Source organism: Smaragdicoccus niigatensis DSM 44881 = NBRC 103563, assembly GCF_000380645.1.
GTDB lineage: Bacteria > Actinomycetota > Actinomycetes > Mycobacteriales > Mycobacteriaceae > Smaragdicoccus > Smaragdicoccus niigatensis.
The window spans coordinates 62,453-79,386 of record NZ_AQXZ01000018.1; the positions used below are offsets into that span (position 1 = coordinate 62,453).

Annotated in this window: 15 protein-coding genes and 2 riboswitches; of the genes, 11 read left to right on the forward strand and 4 right to left on the reverse strand. The window is 64.0% G+C overall.

Features of this window, described 5'->3' with window-relative positions; genetic code table 11:
• Positions 1-11 precede the first annotated feature (11 nt).
• The 10 genes from F600_RS0116335 to F600_RS0116380 all read left to right on the forward strand — a co-directional run bounded on the left by F600_RS0116335 (position 12) and on the right by F600_RS0116380 (position 11,293).
• A complete protein-coding gene (locus F600_RS0116335; protein WP_026306602.1) occupies positions 12-1,259 on the forward strand; it encodes a geranylgeranyl reductase family protein in 1,248 nt (415 codons plus the stop codon).
• Between the two features lie 62 nt (positions 1,260-1,321).
• The gene (locus F600_RS0116340; protein ID WP_040631908.1) at positions 1,322-1,915 is read left to right on the forward strand and encodes a CDP-alcohol phosphatidyltransferase family protein; all 594 of its coding nucleotides are present in this window, start codon (positions 1,322-1,324) and stop codon (positions 1,913-1,915) included.
• A gap of 24 nt (positions 1,916-1,939) precedes the next feature.
• Entirely contained in the window at positions 1,940-2,338 is a 399-nt protein-coding gene (gene gcvH / locus F600_RS0116345) for a glycine cleavage system protein GcvH (protein ID WP_018161704.1), read from the forward strand.
• Positions 2,339-2,513: 175 nt separating this feature from the next.
• A complete protein-coding gene (gene garA / locus F600_RS0116350; RefSeq protein WP_018161705.1) occupies positions 2,514-2,969 on the forward strand; it encodes a glycogen accumulation regulator GarA in 456 nt (151 codons plus the stop codon).
• Entirely contained in the window at positions 2,966-3,682 is a 717-nt protein-coding gene (gene ftsR, locus F600_RS0116355; protein ID WP_018161706.1) for a transcriptional regulator FtsR, read from the forward strand. The genes garA and ftsR overlap by 4 nt, the downstream gene beginning before the upstream one ends.
• Before the next feature lie 107 nt (positions 3,683-3,789).
• Entirely contained in the window at positions 3,790-4,263 is a 474-nt protein-coding gene (locus F600_RS0116360) for a bifunctional nuclease family protein (protein ID WP_018161707.1), read from the forward strand.
• Positions 4,264-4,372: 109 nt separating this feature from the next.
• A complete protein-coding gene (locus F600_RS0116365; RefSeq protein WP_018161708.1) occupies positions 4,373-4,939 on the forward strand; it encodes a MerR family transcriptional regulator in 567 nt (188 codons plus the stop codon).
• Positions 4,940-5,072: 133 nt separating this feature from the next.
• Positions 5,073-5,165: riboswitch (glycine riboswitch) on the forward strand.
• Positions 5,166-5,277, forward strand: a riboswitch (glycine riboswitch).
• Positions 5,278-5,297: 20 nt separating this feature from the next.
• A complete protein-coding gene (gene gcvP / locus F600_RS0116370; RefSeq protein WP_018161709.1) occupies positions 5,298-8,084 on the forward strand; it encodes an aminomethyl-transferring glycine dehydrogenase in 2,787 nt (928 codons plus the stop codon).
• Positions 8,085-8,235: 151 nt separating this feature from the next.
• A complete protein-coding gene (locus F600_RS0116375) occupies positions 8,236-9,804 on the forward strand; it encodes a peroxidase family protein (RefSeq protein ID WP_018161710.1) in 1,569 nt (522 codons plus the stop codon).
• 46 nt (positions 9,805-9,850) lie between these two features.
• Positions 9,851-11,293, forward strand: coding sequence for a lipase maturation factor family protein (locus F600_RS0116380; RefSeq protein ID WP_026306603.1), 1,443 nt, complete (start codon positions 9,851-9,853; stop codon positions 11,291-11,293).
• Here the strand turns inward: F600_RS0116380 and F600_RS0116385 are convergent.
• On the reverse strand, positions 11,290-11,727 hold the full coding sequence (locus tag F600_RS0116385; protein ID WP_018161712.1) for a type II toxin-antitoxin system Rv0910 family toxin: 438 nt from the start codon (positions 11,725-11,727) through the stop codon (positions 11,290-11,292). The two genes, F600_RS0116380 and F600_RS0116385, sit on opposite strands and share 4 nt — an antisense overlap.
• Before the next feature lie 10 nt (positions 11,728-11,737).
• Complete coding sequence (locus F600_RS0116390) at positions 11,738-12,526, reverse strand: enoyl-CoA hydratase/isomerase family protein (RefSeq protein ID WP_018161713.1); 789 nt, start codon at positions 12,524-12,526, stop codon at positions 11,738-11,740.
• A gap of 106 nt (positions 12,527-12,632) precedes the next feature.
• On the opposite strand from F600_RS0116390, the gene F600_RS0116395 reads away from it, so the two are divergent.
• Positions 12,633-13,238 (forward strand): hypothetical protein, encoded by a 606-nt coding sequence (locus tag F600_RS0116395; RefSeq protein WP_018161714.1) that lies wholly within the window; start codon positions 12,633-12,635, stop codon positions 13,236-13,238.
• Positions 13,239-13,242: 4 nt separating this feature from the next.
• Here the strand turns inward: F600_RS0116395 and F600_RS30575 are convergent, their stop codons facing one another.
• Entirely contained in the window at positions 13,243-14,547 is a 1,305-nt protein-coding gene (locus F600_RS30575) for a serine/threonine-protein kinase (protein ID WP_018161715.1), read from the reverse strand.
• Between the two features lie 112 nt (positions 14,548-14,659).
• A complete protein-coding gene (locus F600_RS0116405) occupies positions 14,660-16,840 on the reverse strand; it encodes a malate synthase G (protein ID WP_018161716.1) in 2,181 nt (726 codons plus the stop codon).
• Positions 16,841-16,934: the final 94 nt, after the last annotated feature.

Consider the following 16,934-nt stretch of genomic DNA (forward strand, 5'->3'; position numbering starts at 1 on the left):
AGGTTGGATGGGTGCCACAGCTGCCCTCATCCATCGACGTTCTCGTGGTCGGTGCTGGCCCCGCTGGGTCGTCTGCGGCGTTCTGGTCGGCACGCACGGGCCGGAGTGTCGTCCTGGCCGATGCGGCGGTGTTCCCGCGGGACAAGACGTGTGGCGACGGCTTGACGCCTCGCGCGATCGCCGAGCTCGATGACCTGGGCCTCGGGGACTGGGTGCGCTCGCGTTCCGTCAGCCGGGGCATTCGCGCAGTCGGATTCGGTCGCGAAGCGTTGATCCCATGGCCTGAGCGTCACTGGCCGGCGATGGGCAGTGTCGTACCCCGCACCGAACTCGACGCTCGTTTACGCGACCACGCCGCCGAAGCGGGCGCGATTTCCGTCGATGGGGTGCGTGCGGTGAGCGTCGTCCAGGCGGGCAATGCGGTCACCGCGGTCGAGTTCGATACTCCGGAGGGCCGTCGGACGGTGCGTTGCCGGAGCCTCATCGTCGCCGATGGCGTGCGATCTCCCCTGGGCAAGATGCTCGGGCGGCAGTGGCACCGGGTCACTGCGTTCGGTGTCTCCGGACGCGCCTACATCGAATCGGACCTGGCCACCGATGACTGGATCACCTTCGATCTCGAACCGCGTGACCCGGCCGGCAATGTGCTTCGTGGCTACGGCTGGATGTTCCCGACCGGCGACTCGGGGCTCGTGAACCTCGGTGTCTTCCTCATTGCGACGAAGAAGCACCCCGTCGGCGCGTCGCTGCGACCGATCGTCGCGAACTATGCCGAACACAATCGCGACCGTTGGAAGTTGCGCGGCACCCTCCAACACCAGGCCTCCGCGCTGCTGCCCATGGGCGGCGCGGTGTCGGGCATCGCGGGCGGCAACTGGTTGATCGTCGGTGACGCCGCCGGTTTGGTGAATCCGCTCAACGGCGAAGGGATCGATTACGCGCTCGAGACGGGTCGTCTGGGCGCGGAGCAGCTGTCGGCTGATGATCTCTCGGAATCGTGGCCGGCGTTACTTCGCCAGCGCTACGGCGGGGCGTATTCGTTGGCCCGCCGAGTCGCGCCCAGGGTCTACTCACCGCGCGTGCTGCGCGCGGCCGCGCCTCGGGTGTTCGCCTCGCCGGCGTTGGCGGACCGGGCTTTTCGCGTCATGGGCAATTTTGTCGAGCCGAGCGATCGCGATCGGACGGCGCGGACCTGGCGGGCGCTCGGTGCGTTGTCGGCGCGCGTGGATCGGCAACCGCTGTTCGAGCCGATGTCCTAGGCTTCGACGTAGTGGTGGCGGGGAACGTTGTCCAGACTTTGGTGAATGCGAATGGGGATGGAATGAGCATTGTGGAACCGGGCGACCGGATCTTCACTGTGCCGAACGTCCTGAGCTTCGTTCGGATCGCGGCTTTGCCGCTCTTCGTCTATTGGATGCTCGTCAGCCCGTATCAGGACGGCTTTGCGTTCGTCCTGCTGGTGATCAGCGGCTTCACCGACTTCCTCGACGGCAAGCTGGCGCGGCTGATGAACCAGTCGTCCAAGCTCGGGGCTGTTCTGGATCCGATGGTTGACCGGCTCTATCTACTGACGATCATCATCACGTTCCTCATGCGGGATCTGATCCCGTGGTGGCTGGCGCTGTCGCTCATCGCGCGGGACGTCATCCTGACCTTCACCATCCCGGTCTACCGCCGGCGTGGATTGCTGCCGCCCGAGGTGATCTACCTCGGCAAGGGCGCGACGTTCGCGCTGATGTCCGCGTTCCCCTGGATCCTGGCCGGGCAGACCGATTGGGCTATCGCACGGGTCGCCGAACCGTTCGGATATGGCCTGCTCGTCTGGGGCACAGCGATCTATTTCTGGACGGCCGTTCTCTATATCGGCAAGGCGGTAGCCGTGACGCGCCACATCCCATACTCTGTCCCGCGTTGAGATCTTGACCGAAAGGCGAACCGCGTGAGCGAGATCCCTGCTGACCTGCGCTATACCGAGGAGCACGAGTGGACGCTCCAGACCGGTCCGGCGACGGTTCGCATTGGTATTACCGACTATGCCCAGGCGCAGCTCGGTGACGTTGTCTTCGTTCAGCTGCCCGAGGTCGGGGCCGACGTTTCGGCCGGCGAATCGTTCGGCGAAGTGGAGTCCACGAAGAGCGTTTCTGACCTTTACGCACCCCTTAGCGGCACTGTGACGGCCGTTAACGGTAGCCTTGAGGACGGGCCGGATCTTGTGAACACCGACCCGTACGGCGACGGATGGCTCATCGAGCTTGAGGTCGAGTCCAGCGAGACACTGACGTCCGATCTGGAGGGTCTACTCACCGCGGATGACTACCGCGCCCGTGTGGACGGTTGAGACTTCGTAAAGAGGTTGGCGACTGCCTATCCGGGGAACAGTAGGCAAGGTACGGTCTTGGAAAGCGACTGCCGTCGGGTCGGGGGACAGTTCCGAGGCCGTTAAGTTTTAATTGGCGAGAATCCGGCTTCACCACGTGAAGTCGTGAGAGTTCGGATCTACAGGAGGAGCAGCGGTGAGCGGGAACGAAGCCGAATTTGAGAGCCCGGCGGAGCAGACGTCGGTCTTTCGGGCCGATTTCCTGAAGGAGGCCGACGAATCGGCAGCCCCGGTTCGTGAGGTCTCGTACTCCGGTGTCGAGAGCCTTCCGAGCGGTTCGGCGCTGCTGGTCGTCAAGCGTGGCCCGAACGCGGGATCGCGCTTCCTCCTCGACCGTCCGACGACGTCCGCAGGACGTCACCCGGACAGTGACATTTTCCTCGACGACGTGACCGTGAGCCGTCGTCATGCCGAGTTCCGCAAGGACGACGACGAGTTCCAGGTCGTCGATGTCGGCAGCCTCAACGGCACCTACGTCAACCGTGAGCCGGTTGACTCGGCGGTGCTGTCCAACGGCGACGAGGTCCAGATCGGCAAGTTCCGTCTGGTCTTCCTGACCGGCGCGCGCGCGACGGGCTCTGCCGGCGCATGACCGCCCCGCAGCAGCAGGGGATGTCCATAGGCACGGTCCTGGAGATCCTGCGTCCGAATTTTCCGGACATCACGATCTCCAAGATCCGCTTCCTCGAAGCGGAAGGCCTTGTGACTCCGGAGCGAACACCGTCGGGCTACCGCCGGTTTTCCGCTGCTGACTGCGATCGACTGCGTTTCGTGCTGAGTGCTCAGCGCGACCAGTACCTCCCCTTGAAGGTCATCAAGGAGCAACTCGAAGCCATCGACAGCGGCGTTGCGTCGCTTGGTGCCGCACAGCACCAGGCACGCAGCCCGCGTCGACTTGGCTTGGTGGCGCCCGAGGAATTCCGCTCCAGCGAACCGACCCGCATGAGCCGCAAAGACCTCCTGGTCAAAGCGAACTGCGAGGACGCGTTTCTGTCCGAGCTCATCAAGAGCGGACTGGTCGTCCCGAGCAAATCGGGCTACTTCGACGATTCCGCGGTCACCCTGATCGAGACCGCCAAGGCGATGTGCGAATTCGGGCTCGAAGTCCGGCATCTTCGCGCGTACCGCCTCGCGGCAGACCGCGAAGCTGCCCTCATCGCTCAGGTCGCCGGTCCGGTGGCCAACCGCAAGGACGTCGGTGCGCGGGATCGCGCTCAGGAGCTCGCCACGGAGCTCGCCGCGTTGTCGCTGACGCTGCACACGTGCCTGGTGAAATCGGCCGTGTCGAGCGTGCTCGACCGCTAGCCGGGTATCCACCAACCAGCACGTGCGCGTTGACACAATTCGCATAGACTCGGGTCAGAGTCCTTCAGGCTTTATCTGGGCTTCGTGATGCTGGAAGGTGGAGCACTATGAGCGAGATGCGTGTGATCGGCATCCGTATCGAGCAGCCACAAAACCAGCCGGTCCTGCTCCTTCGCGAGTCCGATGGTGATCGATACCTGCCGATCTGGATCGGCGACGCGGAAGCCAAGGCCATCATCCTCGAGCAGCAAGGCGTCGAGCCGCCGCGGCCGCTGACGCACGACCTGTTCAAGAACGTCATCACCGCACTGGGGCGCCAACTTCGCGAGGTCCGCATCGTCGACCTGCAAGAGGGCACGTTCTACGCCGACCTGATCTTCGACGGCAATGTGCGGGTCTCGGCCCGCCCGTCGGACTCGGTGGCGATCGCGCTGCGCGTCGGTGCGCCGATCTTCGCCGAGGAAGCAATCCTCGAAGAGGCCGGGCTTGTCATGCCCGATGAAAAGGAAGACGAAGTCGAGAAATTCAAGGAATTTCTGGACTCCGTATCGCCTGATGACTTCAAAGCAACAGACGGATAGCAATCGGGCTACGCACGGCGCGAGTTCGGGTGCCCAGGGTGGGTTACAAACATATCTTTCACTCAGAAGGTAGCCTGGATACACCGACTATCGTCCGAGAGGGAGTGTCGTGGGGGATCAGCCGAAGGAGCAGGTAGTTCAGCCAGGTCTGTTTCCGGATGACACTGTGCCGGACGAGCTCATGGGCTACCGCGTGCCGACCGCATGCCAAATCGCCGGGATCAGTTACCGCCAGCTGGATTACTGGGCGCGTACCTCTCTGGTCGTGCCGTCGATTCGTGGCGCAGCGGGATCGGGCAGTCAGCGCCTGTACTCGTTCAAAGACATCTTGGTTCTGAAGATCGTGAAGCGCCTTCTCGACACCGGCGTATCGCTGCAGAACATCCGCGTCGCCGTGGATCACCTGCGCGACCGCGGGGTCGCAGACCTCTCGCGCATCACATTGTTCTCCGATGGCACGACGGTGTACGAGTGCACGTCTGCCGAAGAGGTCGTCGATCTGCTCCAGGGTGGTCAGGGCGTCTTCGGTATCGCCGTCAGTGGCGCGATGCGCGAACTGACCGGCACGATCGCGAACTTCCCGGCCGAGCGTGCTGAGGACGGTGACGTCGAAGAGCGTCCCGAGGACGAGCTCGCGTTCCGGCGCCGCAATCGGATCAGCCGCAAGATCGGGTAAACAGCTTCTGCACAAGACTGGGTCAGCAATCCGCTGGCCCAGTCTTGGTTTGTATTGACGCTGTGTTGGTGTGACGTTGCCGATCGATGACGCCGCCATCAATCGTGTCTCCGCTACACTTGGCTCGCGCTGATGCAGCCGCACGGGAGAGCCCCGGTTCAGTCCGGGCGCCGAAGGAGCAGCACCTCTCCGTCAATCTCTCAGGCAAAAGGACCGAGCGGCTAAGGGCGTCTCTGGAAAGTGGTGGCAATCCACCCGCCCACGGGGAAACGGCGTGGCTGTGTTTCACAAACACGGCAATGCTGGAATCTCTCAGGCCCATCGACAGAGGGAGAGGGCCAAACACTGGGAGACCTCTGTGAACGCCTTCTCTGACCGTCATATCGGTCCGAACGCCGCCGAGATCGGCGCCATGCTGCACGTCATCGGAGTCGACAGTCTGGACTCGTTGTCCGCCAAGGCGCTGCCGCGGTCGATTCTGGATCTGGCCGGCCTCGACGATCTGCTGCCCGCTGCTACCGAGCACGAGGCGCTCGCCGAACTCGCGGAACTTGCCGCCCTGAACACCGTCGACGTGTCGATGATCGGGCTCGGCTACTACGACACCCTCACGCCGCCCGTTCTCGTGCGAAACCTGGTCGAAGATCCCGCCTGGTACACCGCCTACACGCCGTACCAGCCGGAGATCAGCCAGGGCCGCCTCGAAGCGCTGCTGAACTTCCAGACGATGGTTTCCGACCTCACCGGCATGGAGATCGCGAACGCCTCGATGCTCGACGACGCCACCGCGGCGGCCGAGGCGATGACGCTGCTCAAGCGTGCGTCGCGGTCGAAGTCCAACCGGGTCGCCATCGACAGTGACCTCTTCCCGCAGGTGAAGGCAGTCATCGAGACGCGTGCCGAGCCGATCGGTATCGAGGTCGTCACCGCCGACCTCAGCGCTGGGCTGCCCGAAGGCGAATTCTTCGGTGTCATCGTTCCGCTGCCGGGTTCATCGGGCCGGATCGTGGACTGGAAGCCGATCATCGAGGATGCGCATTCCCGTGGAGCGCTCGTCGCGGTGGGTGCAGACCTGCTGGCCCTGACGTTGATCGCTTCACCCGGTGACCTCGGTGCCGACGTCGCGTTCGGAACGTCGCAGCGGTTCGGTGTTCCGCTGGGATTCGGTGGACCGCACGCCGGCTACCTCGCGGTGCCGTCGCGTCTGACTCGTCAGCTGCCGGGCCGAATCGTCGGTGTCTCGGTGGACGCAGACGGCAACCCCGCGTACCGCCTCGCGCTGCAGACGCGTGAGCAGCACATTCGCCGCGAGAAGGCGACGTCGAACATCTGTACCGCGCAGGTGTTGCTGGCGATCCTGGCGTCGATGTACGCGTGCTATCACGGTCCGGATGGGCTCAAGGCGATTGCGCGTCGCGTGCACGGGCAGGCAGCGAAGCTCGCCGCGAGCCTGGACACCGTCCACGACACCTTCTTCGACACGCTCCTCGTCAACGCGCCGGGACGGGCCGCCGAGGTGGTGGCGACGGCCAAGGACTACGGAATCAATCTGCGCTTCGTCGATGACGACCATGTCGGAATCGCGTGCGATGAGGCCACCACCGACGCGCACGTGGCCGGGGTCCTGCGGGCCTTCGGCGTAGATGCCGATGATGCTGCGCAGAGTTCGATCGAGACGCGGACGTCGGAGTTCCTGACGCACCCGGTGTTCTCGAAGTACCGGACCGAGACTGCGATGATGCGGTACCTGCGCGAACTCTCGGACAAGGACATCGCGCTCGACCGCAGCATGATCCCGTTGGGTTCGTGCACGATGAAGCTCAACGCCGTAGCCGAGATGGAAGCCATCACGTGGCCCGGATTCAGCCGCCTGCACCCGTTCGCGCCGGCGTCGGACACCGTGGGTATTCGCCAGATCATTTCGGACCTCGAGAACTGGCTGACGACCGTCACCGGCTACGACCGCATCAGCCTGCAGCCGAATGCCGGTTCACAAGGGGAGTACGCGGGTCTGCTGGCCATTCGGGCGTACCACTTGAGCCGCGGTGACGACCACCGGGACATCTGCCTCATCCCGTCGAGTGCACACGGCACGAACGCAGCATCCGCGGTCATGGCCGGGATGAAGGTCGAAGTCGTGGCCTGCCGTGCAAACGGAGACGTGGACCTCGACGACCTGCGCGCGAAGATCGCCGACCATGCGGAACGACTGGCCGCGATCATGATCACCTACCCGTCCACTCACGGTGTCTTCGAACAGGAGATCGGCGAGCTGTGTGCCGCCGTGCACGACGCCGGTGGCCAGGTCTACATCGACGGTGCCAACCTCAACGCTCTCGTGGGACTGGCGAAGCCGGGCCAGTTCGGCGGGGACGTCAGCCACTTGAACCTGCACAAGACCTTCTGCATCCCGCACGGCGGCGGAGGACCGGGAGTCGGCCCGGTCGCGGTGCGCGAGCACCTTGCGCCGTTCCTGCCGGGACACCCGCTCGAGTCGACTCTCGGCGACCAATGGACTGTGTCCGCCGCGCCGTTCGGTTCGGCGTCGATCCTGCCGATTACGTGGGCGTACATCCGGATGATGGGGGCCGACGGTCTGCGGGCCGCCACTCAGGTCGCGATCGCGTCGGCCAACTACATCGCCCGCCGTCTCGACGAGTACTACCCGGTTCTGTACACGGGCGAGAACGGCATGGTCGCGCACGAGTGCATCCTCGACCTTCGCGACATCACCAAGCACACCGGTGTGACCGTCGAAGACGTCGCGAAGCGATTGGCGGACTTCGGGTTCCACGCTCCGACGATGAGCTTCCCGGTCGCCGGCACGCTGATGGTCGAGCCCACCGAGTCGGAGAACCTCGACGAACTCGACCGCTTCATCGACGCGATGATCGCGATCAAGCGCGAGATTGACAAGGTCGGCAACGGCGAATGGCCCATCGACGACAACCCGCTGCACGGCGCACCGCACACGGCGGCATCGATCGCGGCGGACGAGTGGACCCACCCCTACACGCGGATGGAGGCGGCGTACCCCGCCGGCCTGCACCGCGCCAAGGTGTGGCCGGGATCGCGCCGGATCGACGGCGCGCGGGGCGACCGAAACCTCGTGTGCTCGTGCCCCCCGGTCGAGGCGTACAGCTGACCGGTTTTTGTCGTCCGATCGTCTGACTGGCCCGTGGTCGTGCCGAAATGCCTTCTGATTCAGGCACATCAAGCGCAGAATTGGGATTGGCTGAACCGGCAGCGCGGCCTGGCATGAGCTTTAGATATCGGCTCGAGACGGGATCATCACCGTGTCTGCATTCCCAAAGATTCCGGTCTTCCTAAAACCGTTCATGCCCGCGGTTGTCGCAGTGATCGGAAGTATTCCCTGGCTGCGAACCAAGGCGAGCATCTGGGCAATCAACCGTGCCGCCTACTCAACCACTCTGCGACCGCGCGCACTGACTCTGCTCGCGGACTACACCAGCTGGCGGAGTCTGACCGACCGGGAGTACTCCGCGCGCCACTTGCCGCCGGCAACGCCCGAGTACATGGCAGGCCTGCCTTCGGAGTCTGAAGTGCTGAAGTTGTTCCGGCGCACCGAGGAGAAGAAGGACACCGACACCAGCGTGATGTTCATGTTCTTCGCGCAGTGGTTTGTCGACAGTTTCCTGGCGACGGATTGGGATGACTTCAGAAAGAACCACTCGAATCACGAGATTGACCTGTGTGAAATCTACGGGTTAACGAAGGCGCAGACGGACATGCTCCGTGCAAAGCACGGCGGCAGGTTGAAGGTCCAGAACATCAACGGAGAGGAATACCCGCCGTATTACTTCGAGTCGAAAGACGGCACGCTCGTCGTCAAACAGGAGTTCGACGGTCTGCACGACGCCGCGACGATGACGCGGATTCTGACGGGCGTTTCGTACGACCGCAAGAAGAAGTTCTATGCCGTGGGACTCGCCCACGGGAACTCGACTCTTGGCAATTCGATAATGAACATCGTGTGGGTGCGTGAGCACAACCGACTCGCTGCGATGTTGGAGAACAAGCATCCAGGCTGGGACGACGAGCGCCTGTTCGAAACGGCACGAAATATCGCGATCGTGCTCGCAATCAAACTCGCGGTCGAGGAGTACATCAAGCACATTGCGCCCTGGGATTTCCCGATCAAGATGGTCGATTTGATTGCCGATCGCGAGCGTTGGAATCGCACCAATTGGTGTGCGGTCGAATTCAACCTGCTCTACCGCTGGCACATGCTCGCGCCCGAAACCGTGGGCGCCGGCGATACCGCGCTAACGCCGGCCGACTTCCTCACCAACAACAAACTGATCGAGGACGAGGGGATTGAATCCCTGATCGCTTGGTGCTCGCGAGCGCGCGCGGGAAAGATCGGCCTGTTCAACACGCCTACCTACCTCATGATCCCGAGCCCTGCCTTGAACGGCTTCTCTGTGGAAAGCAGGACCATCAGGCTGTCTCGGGAGGCTCAGTTGAAGTCGTACAACGACTATCGGGTCGCGTACAGCATGAAGCCCTTCACCAAGTGGGAGCAGCTCAACAAGGATCCCAAGGTGATCGAGCCGCTCAAGGAGCTATACGGCGATATCAAGAATCTCGAGTGGTACGTCGGTATCTTCGCGGAGGACTACCCCAGAGAACTCATGATGGGCGACCTGCTCACGACGATGGTGGCCAACGACGCCTTCACCCAGTTGCTGTCGAATCCGCTACTTGCCGCCAATGTCTACAACAAGGACACCTTCACGCAAGAGGGTCTCGACGAGATCGAGAACACGAAGTGCTTTGCGGACATCGTGAAGCGGAACGCCAAGGATCCATCGCGGGTTTACTGCAACTTCGCCGTCCGGTAGTAATGACTGCATCCATGCGGGTACAACGGGTTTCAGAGGTACCGGTATGGACGCGGAGTGGTTTGTAGCGCCTGAATATTGGTTGGCCAGGGAGATCGTGCAGCGTGGCATCGCCGCGATCTACCTGATCGGCTTCGTTTCGGCTGCTCGGCAGTTCCGTGCCCTGATCGGCGAACACGGAATGCTGCCGATTCCGCGGTTCGTCGAGCGGGTGCCCTTCAAGGCCGCTCCAAGCCTCTTCCATTTCCGGTACTCGGATCGGCTGTTTGCCGTGGTGTGCTGGATCGGTGCCGTGCTGTCGGGAGCACTCGTCGCCGGGGCGGGCGATGTCGTGCCGCTCTGGGCCGCGATGGGGGCGTGGCTGGCGCTCTGGATTCTCTACCTGTCGATCGTCAACGTCGGGCAGCGGTGGTACGGATTCGGCTGGGAGTCATTGCTGTTGGAGGCGGGATTGCTCGCCATGCTGCTCGGGAACGCCGAGACGGCACCGCCTCGGCCGACGGTGTTCCTGGTGTGTTGGCTGGTGTTCCGGGTCGAGTTCGGCGCCGGGATGATCAAGATGCGCGGCGACACGTGCTGGCGAGATCTGACCTGCCTGTACTACCACCACGAGACGCAGCCGATGCCCGGGCCGCTGAGTTGGTTTTTCCATCACCTGCCCAAGCCCCTCCACCGGGTGGAAGTCGCGAGCAACCATTTCGTTCAACTTGTCGTGCCCTGGGCGCTCTTCGCGCCGCAACCGGTGGCCAGCGTGGCTGCGGTGATCGTCATCGTCACGCAGCTGTGGTTGGTGACGTCCGGCAACTTCGCCTGGCTGAACTGGGTGACGATCGTGCTCACGTTTGGCGTGATCGACGATTCGTCGTTCGCGGCGGTTCTTCCAGTGCCGGGGCCGCACGTACTGCCGAGCCCGCCACTGTGGTTCGCCGGCTTCGTCATCGCGTTCACCGCACTGACGGTCGTATTGAGTTACTGGCCGGTGCGCAACCTGATGTCGCACAACCAACGCATGAATACGTCGTTCAACTCCGTCCACCTCGTGAACTCCTACGGTGCCTTCGGCAGCATCGGCCGCACTCGTTACGAGGTGGTGGTCGAGGGAACCGAGGATGTGGTGATCACCGACCAGACGGTGTGGAAGGAGTACGAATTCAAAGGCAAACCCGGCGACCTGTACCGGATGCCGCGCCAGTGGGCGCCCTACCACCTGCGCTTGGACTGGCTGATGTGGTTCGCTGCGCTGTCGCCGTCCTTCGCGCGCGATTGGTTCGGCGGGTTCCTCAATCGGCTGCTGCGCAACGACGCGGACACGCTGCGACTCCTCCGCCACAATCCGTTTCCGGAATCACCGCCGCACTATGTGCGCGCCCAGTTGTACGAGTACCGGTTCACCAGTTGGCGGGTACTGCGGCACGAGCGCCGATGGTGGAACCGGACGCTGATCAGCGGATATGTGGAACCGGTGTCGCTCAAGAACCGATGGGGCTAAATGATGCCGTAGCGATCTCGGAAGTTCGCTGCCGACTGCTCGATGTCACTTCGGAGCGCCATTGCCACGATCTTCCCGATGGGACCGAACAGCGGCGGTCCGCCGAGGTTGATGGCGATGTCCACGTGGGTCCCGGTGGCGGTCTCCTCGATCTTCACATCGAGCGCGTATCTCGCCCCGGCGATTCCATGCCCGCGAAGTTCCAATAGCCGGGGCTCGTCGTAGACGGTGCACTCGAACACGGTGCGGTTCCGGAAGCCCTTCGCCGTCAGAACTCCGGTCGCCTTGGTTCCGATGCCTAGTTGGTCCGGAACCGGGCCGCGCCATCCCTCGAGAAGGACGAGCCACTCCGGAGTCGATTCGAGATCCTGCGCTGCACTCCAGACCTGCTCGGGAGTGAGGGGAAGATGAACCTTTGCGTGCACCGTTGCCACGCTCGCGAGTTTACCGGCCCTGGTAGGTCGCCTTGCCCGGTCCGTTGACAAGGAAGCTCTGCACAGCACCCTTGAGGTCCTCGGTCTCGAACAGTGCTCCCGAAGCGGCGCTCGTGATGGAGTCCGCGTGCGCGACTCCACCCGATCGCCACGCTTCGATGATCTTCTTCGTCACCGCGTTCGCCTTGGTCGGTCCATTGGCGAGACGTTCGGTCAGGGCACGTGCTGCCGCGTCGACGTCGTCGTGAATCTGGTTGACAACGCCCCAGTCGCGCATGGTCTCGGCGTTGTAGAGGTCACCGGTCATGACGAACTCGCGCGCGCGGCCAGACCCGGCGCGCTCGGCGAGTCGCTGCGGTCCGCCCATCGAGGGAGTGAGCCCGACGACGATCTCCACGAGCCCGAACTTGGCGCGGGGACCAGCGAGAATGATGTCGCAGGCGAGCGAGACCTCGAACGCGGCGGTGAGCGTGAGGCCGTGGGCTGCGTAGATCGTCGGGCACGGGAGAGCTTCGAGCGGGTGGATGATCTCGCCGAAAAGGCGCTCCCACAGCGCGGTGCCTTCCGCCTCGGACAGACCATCGAAGACGTGAACGTCGACGCCGCCGGAGTTGAGCTTGCCCTCGGCACGCAGGAGAAGTGCCCGAGGCGGGTTCGCGGTGAGTTCGGCGAGATCGTCGCGCAGCGAGTCGAACGTGGCCGCGTCGAAGAGGTTGACGGGCGGATTGTCGAAAGTGAGGACCGCGTACTCGGCGCCACCGGCGCTCGTGAGGCGTTCGACTCGGGTTGGCTTCGTCATCTTTCGGACATTAGACGACGGGCGTTGTCAAAGTGCTCCGGGGGTAGGCTCGGTCTCGACAACGCGGTCACCTTCCAGCCCCGCCGGCGAAAACGAGGAACACGCCATGTTTATCCAAATCATCCAAGGTCAGGTCAGCGATCCCGCGGCATTGAAGGCGCGTTTGGACGAGTGGCAAGAGACCCTCGCGCCCGGTGCGACCGGATGGCTCGGGTCGACCGGCGGTGTCACGGGTGACGGCACATTCTTCGGGATCGTGCGGTTCTCGACGGAGCAGTCCGCGCAGGCCAACAGCGGTCGTCCGCAGCAGGGCGAGTGGTGGGCCTCGGTCGAGCCGTTGCTGAGCAACGTCGAGTTCCAGAACTGCGTCGAGACGTTGACCTTCGGCAAGGGTGGCTCTGACCAGGCTGGATTCGTACAGATCATGCAGGGCCGCGTGAAGGATGCCGCCGCGCTCAAAGCCTTCAATGACGCGCACGAGGCCGATTTCGAGAACTTCCGCGATGACGTCATCGGCGGTGTGACCGCGCTGCACGGCGACGGCGGCTACACCGACATCATCTACTTCACCTCCGAAGCCGAAGCGCGCGAAGGGGAGAAGCAGGAGATGTCCGAAGAGATGGTGGCGATGATGGGCGAAATGATGTCGCTGTATGAGGGTGAGCCGACGTACTACGACATCAAGGAGCCGTGGCTGCACTCGCCGAAGTAACCGGTCACCGCACGAATCGCAGCCGCGTTCGCCGCAGTTTCGCCGCTGTCCGGATGGGGTCGCCCTCCGCGGCAGCGGCGATCGAGCGGTCATAGGCGGCGCGGGCGCCTTCTCGGTCGCCCTGCTGTTCGAGCACCATCCCAAGGTTGTAGGCGGCGGCCGGCACCGCATCTTTGATGCCGAGATTCAGCGATCGCTCGAGCGCGGCTCGTGCTGCGATGAGATCTCCCTCCGCGCGCAGCAGGTTCCCGAGATTGCAGTTCGCGTAGGAGACGATCTCGCGATCCGGGGAGTCGACGAGCGCAAGATAGGCAGCCTTGGCCTCCGCCTTTCGGCCCTTCTTCTCCAGGTCACGTGCGTGGTTGTACGCCTTCTTCGGATCCTGCGACGGCGGCGGAACAACCCGCGCGGTCGGCGGAGCCGCGCTGCGTTCGGTGAATGGCGCCGGCCGGTCGATGACGGTGGTGGCGGCCCGTCCGCTCGACAGGAGAGCCGCCCAGGCGGCGCCCGCCAAAGTCCCGCTCGAGCTGTATCGATCGCTGGGTGCCTTCGCCATCGCCCGAGCAATGACATCGTCGAAAGCGGGGTGTACCCCTGCGGCGCTTGGCCGCGGCGCCGGAGCGTTGAGATGGGCGTTCAACAGTTGCGCAGATCCGCCGGTGAAGGGCGGGGTACCGACGAGGAAGTGGTACAGCGTGCAGCCGAGGGCGTAGATGTCAGCGCGATGGTCGATCGTTCCCGTGGACAACTGTTCGGGTGCGGCGTACTGCAGGCTCGCGAGGAAGTATCCGGTCTGCGTGAGGGCAGTCGTGTTGTCGAGCGCTTTCGCGATTCCGAAGTCGGTCAACAGTGCTCGTGATTCGGCGCCGTGGCCGGGACGCGTGAGCAGGATGTTCGCGGGCTTCACGTCGCGATGAATGACTCGATTGGCGTGCGCATGATCGAGGGCGGCGGCGATCTCGCCGATGATGTGTACCGCTCGCGCCGGATCGAGGCGGCCCTCCCGAACGGCTCCCGCGGCGTCGGTCCCGTCGATGTATTGCATCGCGATCCAGAGCTCGTCGCCGTCGACTCCGCGGTCGTAGAGCGTGACGATGTTCGGATGGTCCAAGCGCGCTGCCGTCTCGGCCTCGCGCAGGAAGCGTGCGCGCAGGTCGCTGTCGATGCCGCCGCGCAAGAGCTTGAGCGCGACAAGTCGAGGAAGTGTGGGGTGCTGTGCGAGGTACACCGCGCCCATGCCGCCGGAACCCAGCAGTCGCTCAATTCGATATCCGGCGAACGTCTGTCCCGGACTCAACTGTCCACTCACGGACCCACATTAGACCGAAGGGCCGGCGTCGTGATCAGAAGCAACTCGCGGTGTCGCCTCGACGAAAGTGGGCGCCACCCCGCAGGGTGACGCCCACTTTCACGTGTGCAGATCAGGCGCCGTAGCGCGCCTTGTACTCGCGACGACGGCGGTGCAGGATCGGCTCGGTGTAGCCGTTCGGCTGCTTGGTGCCCTCGAAGATGAGCTCCTTGGCGGCCTGGAACGAGATGTTGTCGTCCGGGTTGTCCGCCAGGTTGCGGTAGTTCGGGTCGCCCGCGTTCTGCCGGTCGACGACCGGTGCCATGCGCAGCAGGCTGTCGACGACGTCCTCCTCGCTCACGATGCCGTGACGCAGCCAGTTTGACTGCAGCTGGCTCGAGATGCGGAGCGTGGCGCGGTCTTCCATGAGGCCGACGTCGTTGATGTCCGGAACCTTCGAGCAGCCCACGCCGTGGTCGATCCAGCGGACCATGTAGCCGAGGATGCCCTGCGAGTTGTTGTCGAGCTCGTTGCGCTTCTCCTCCTCGGTCCAGTCGACCGACTCGGCCAGCGGGATCGAGAGGATCTGGTCGACGGTTGCCCGGCGGCCACCGGCCTTGATCTCGGCCTGACGGTCGAAGACGTTGACCTTGTGGTAGTGCAGCGCGTGCAGCGTGGCACCGGTCGGGGACGGAACCCAGGCGGTGTTCGCGCCGGCCATCGGGTGCGCGATCTTCTGCTCGAGAAGACCCGCCATGAGGTCCGGCATGGCCCACATGCCCTTACCGATCTGTGCCTTGCCCGGCAGACCACACAGCAGACCGAGGTCGACGTTCCAGTCCTCGTAGGAGTTGATCCACAGCTGCTTTTTCATGTCGGCCTTGCGCACCATGGCGCCGGCCTCCATCGAGGTGTGGATCTCGTCGCCCGTGCGGTCGAGGAAGCCGGTGTTGATGAACACCACGCGGTCCTTGACGGCGTTGATGGCAGCCTTGAGGTTGACCGTGGTGCGGCGCTCCTCATCCATGATGCCGACCTTGAGGGTGTTGCGGTCCATGCCGAGAACGTCCTCGATACGTCCGAACAGCTCGTTCGTGAACGCGACTTCCTCGGGGCCGTGCATCTTCGGCTTCACGATGTACATCGAGCCGGTACGGCTGTTGCCGCGGATCGTGTCGCCCTTGAGGTCGTGCAGCGCGATGAGCGAGGTGACGAGACCGTCCATGATGCCCTCGGGGACCTCGTCTCCGTCACCCCAGAGGATGGCGTCGCTGGTCATGAGGTGACCGACGTTGCGGACGAACAGCAGCGAACGACCGTGCAGGGTTAGTTCAGAGCCGTCCGGTGCCGTGTAGGTGCGGTCCGGGTTCATGGTGCGGGTGAAGGTCTTGCCGCCCTTGCTGACTTCCTCGGCGAGGTCGCCCTTCATGAGGCCGAGCCAGTTGCCGTACGCCTCGACCTTGTCGTCGGCGTCAACTGCCGCGACCGAGTCCTCGAAGTCCATGATCGTGGTGACCGCGGACTCCAGGACGAGGTCCTTGATGCCCGCTGGGTCAGTCTGGCCGATGGGCGAGGTGGCGTCGATGTCGATCTCGACGTGCAGTCCGTTGTGCTTGATGAGCACGTTCTTCGGTGCGGCCGGGTCGCCGTTGTAGCCGACGAACTCGGACGCGTCGGCGAGGCCCGTCGTCGAACCGTCCGCGAGGGTCACCTGCAGCTGGCCGTCGACGACCGCGTAGTTGGTCGAGCCGACGTGCGAGCCGGTCGCCAGGGGAGCAGCCTCGTCGAGGAAGGCACGGGCGAACGCGATGACCTTGTCGCCGCGAACCTTGTTGTAGCCCTTGCCCTTTTCGGCACCGTCGGTCTCCGGGATGGCGTCAGTGCCGTAGAGCGCGTCGTACAGCGAGCCCCAACGTGCGTTGGCGGCGTTGATCGCGAAGCGGGCGTTCATCACCGGCACCACGAGCTGCGGACCGGCAGTCTCGGCGATCTCGGTGTCGACGTTCTCGGTCGTGATGGCGAAATCGGTCGGCTCGGGGAGCAGGTAGCCGATCTCCTCGAGGAACGCCTTGTAGGCAGCGCGGTCGTAACCGGCGCCCGGGTGTTCGCCGTGCCAGGCGTCGAGCTTGCCCTGGATGTCGTCGCGCTTGGCCAGCAGTTCGCGGTTGCGCGGAGCAAGGTCGTTGATGACCTGCTCGGCTCCAGCCCAGAACGTGTCCGCGTCGACTCCGGTGCCCGGGACCGCCTTGTTCTGTACGAAGTCGTACAGGACCTTCGCGACCTGAAGACCTCCGACCTGAACGCGCTCAGTCATGAACCTGCCTCGTTTCGAAAAGTTGCTGGGACGTTGGAATCTTACCCATGGGCGGTGCCCGCCAAGGTGGCGGTTCGGCGCACTCTGCCTCGGG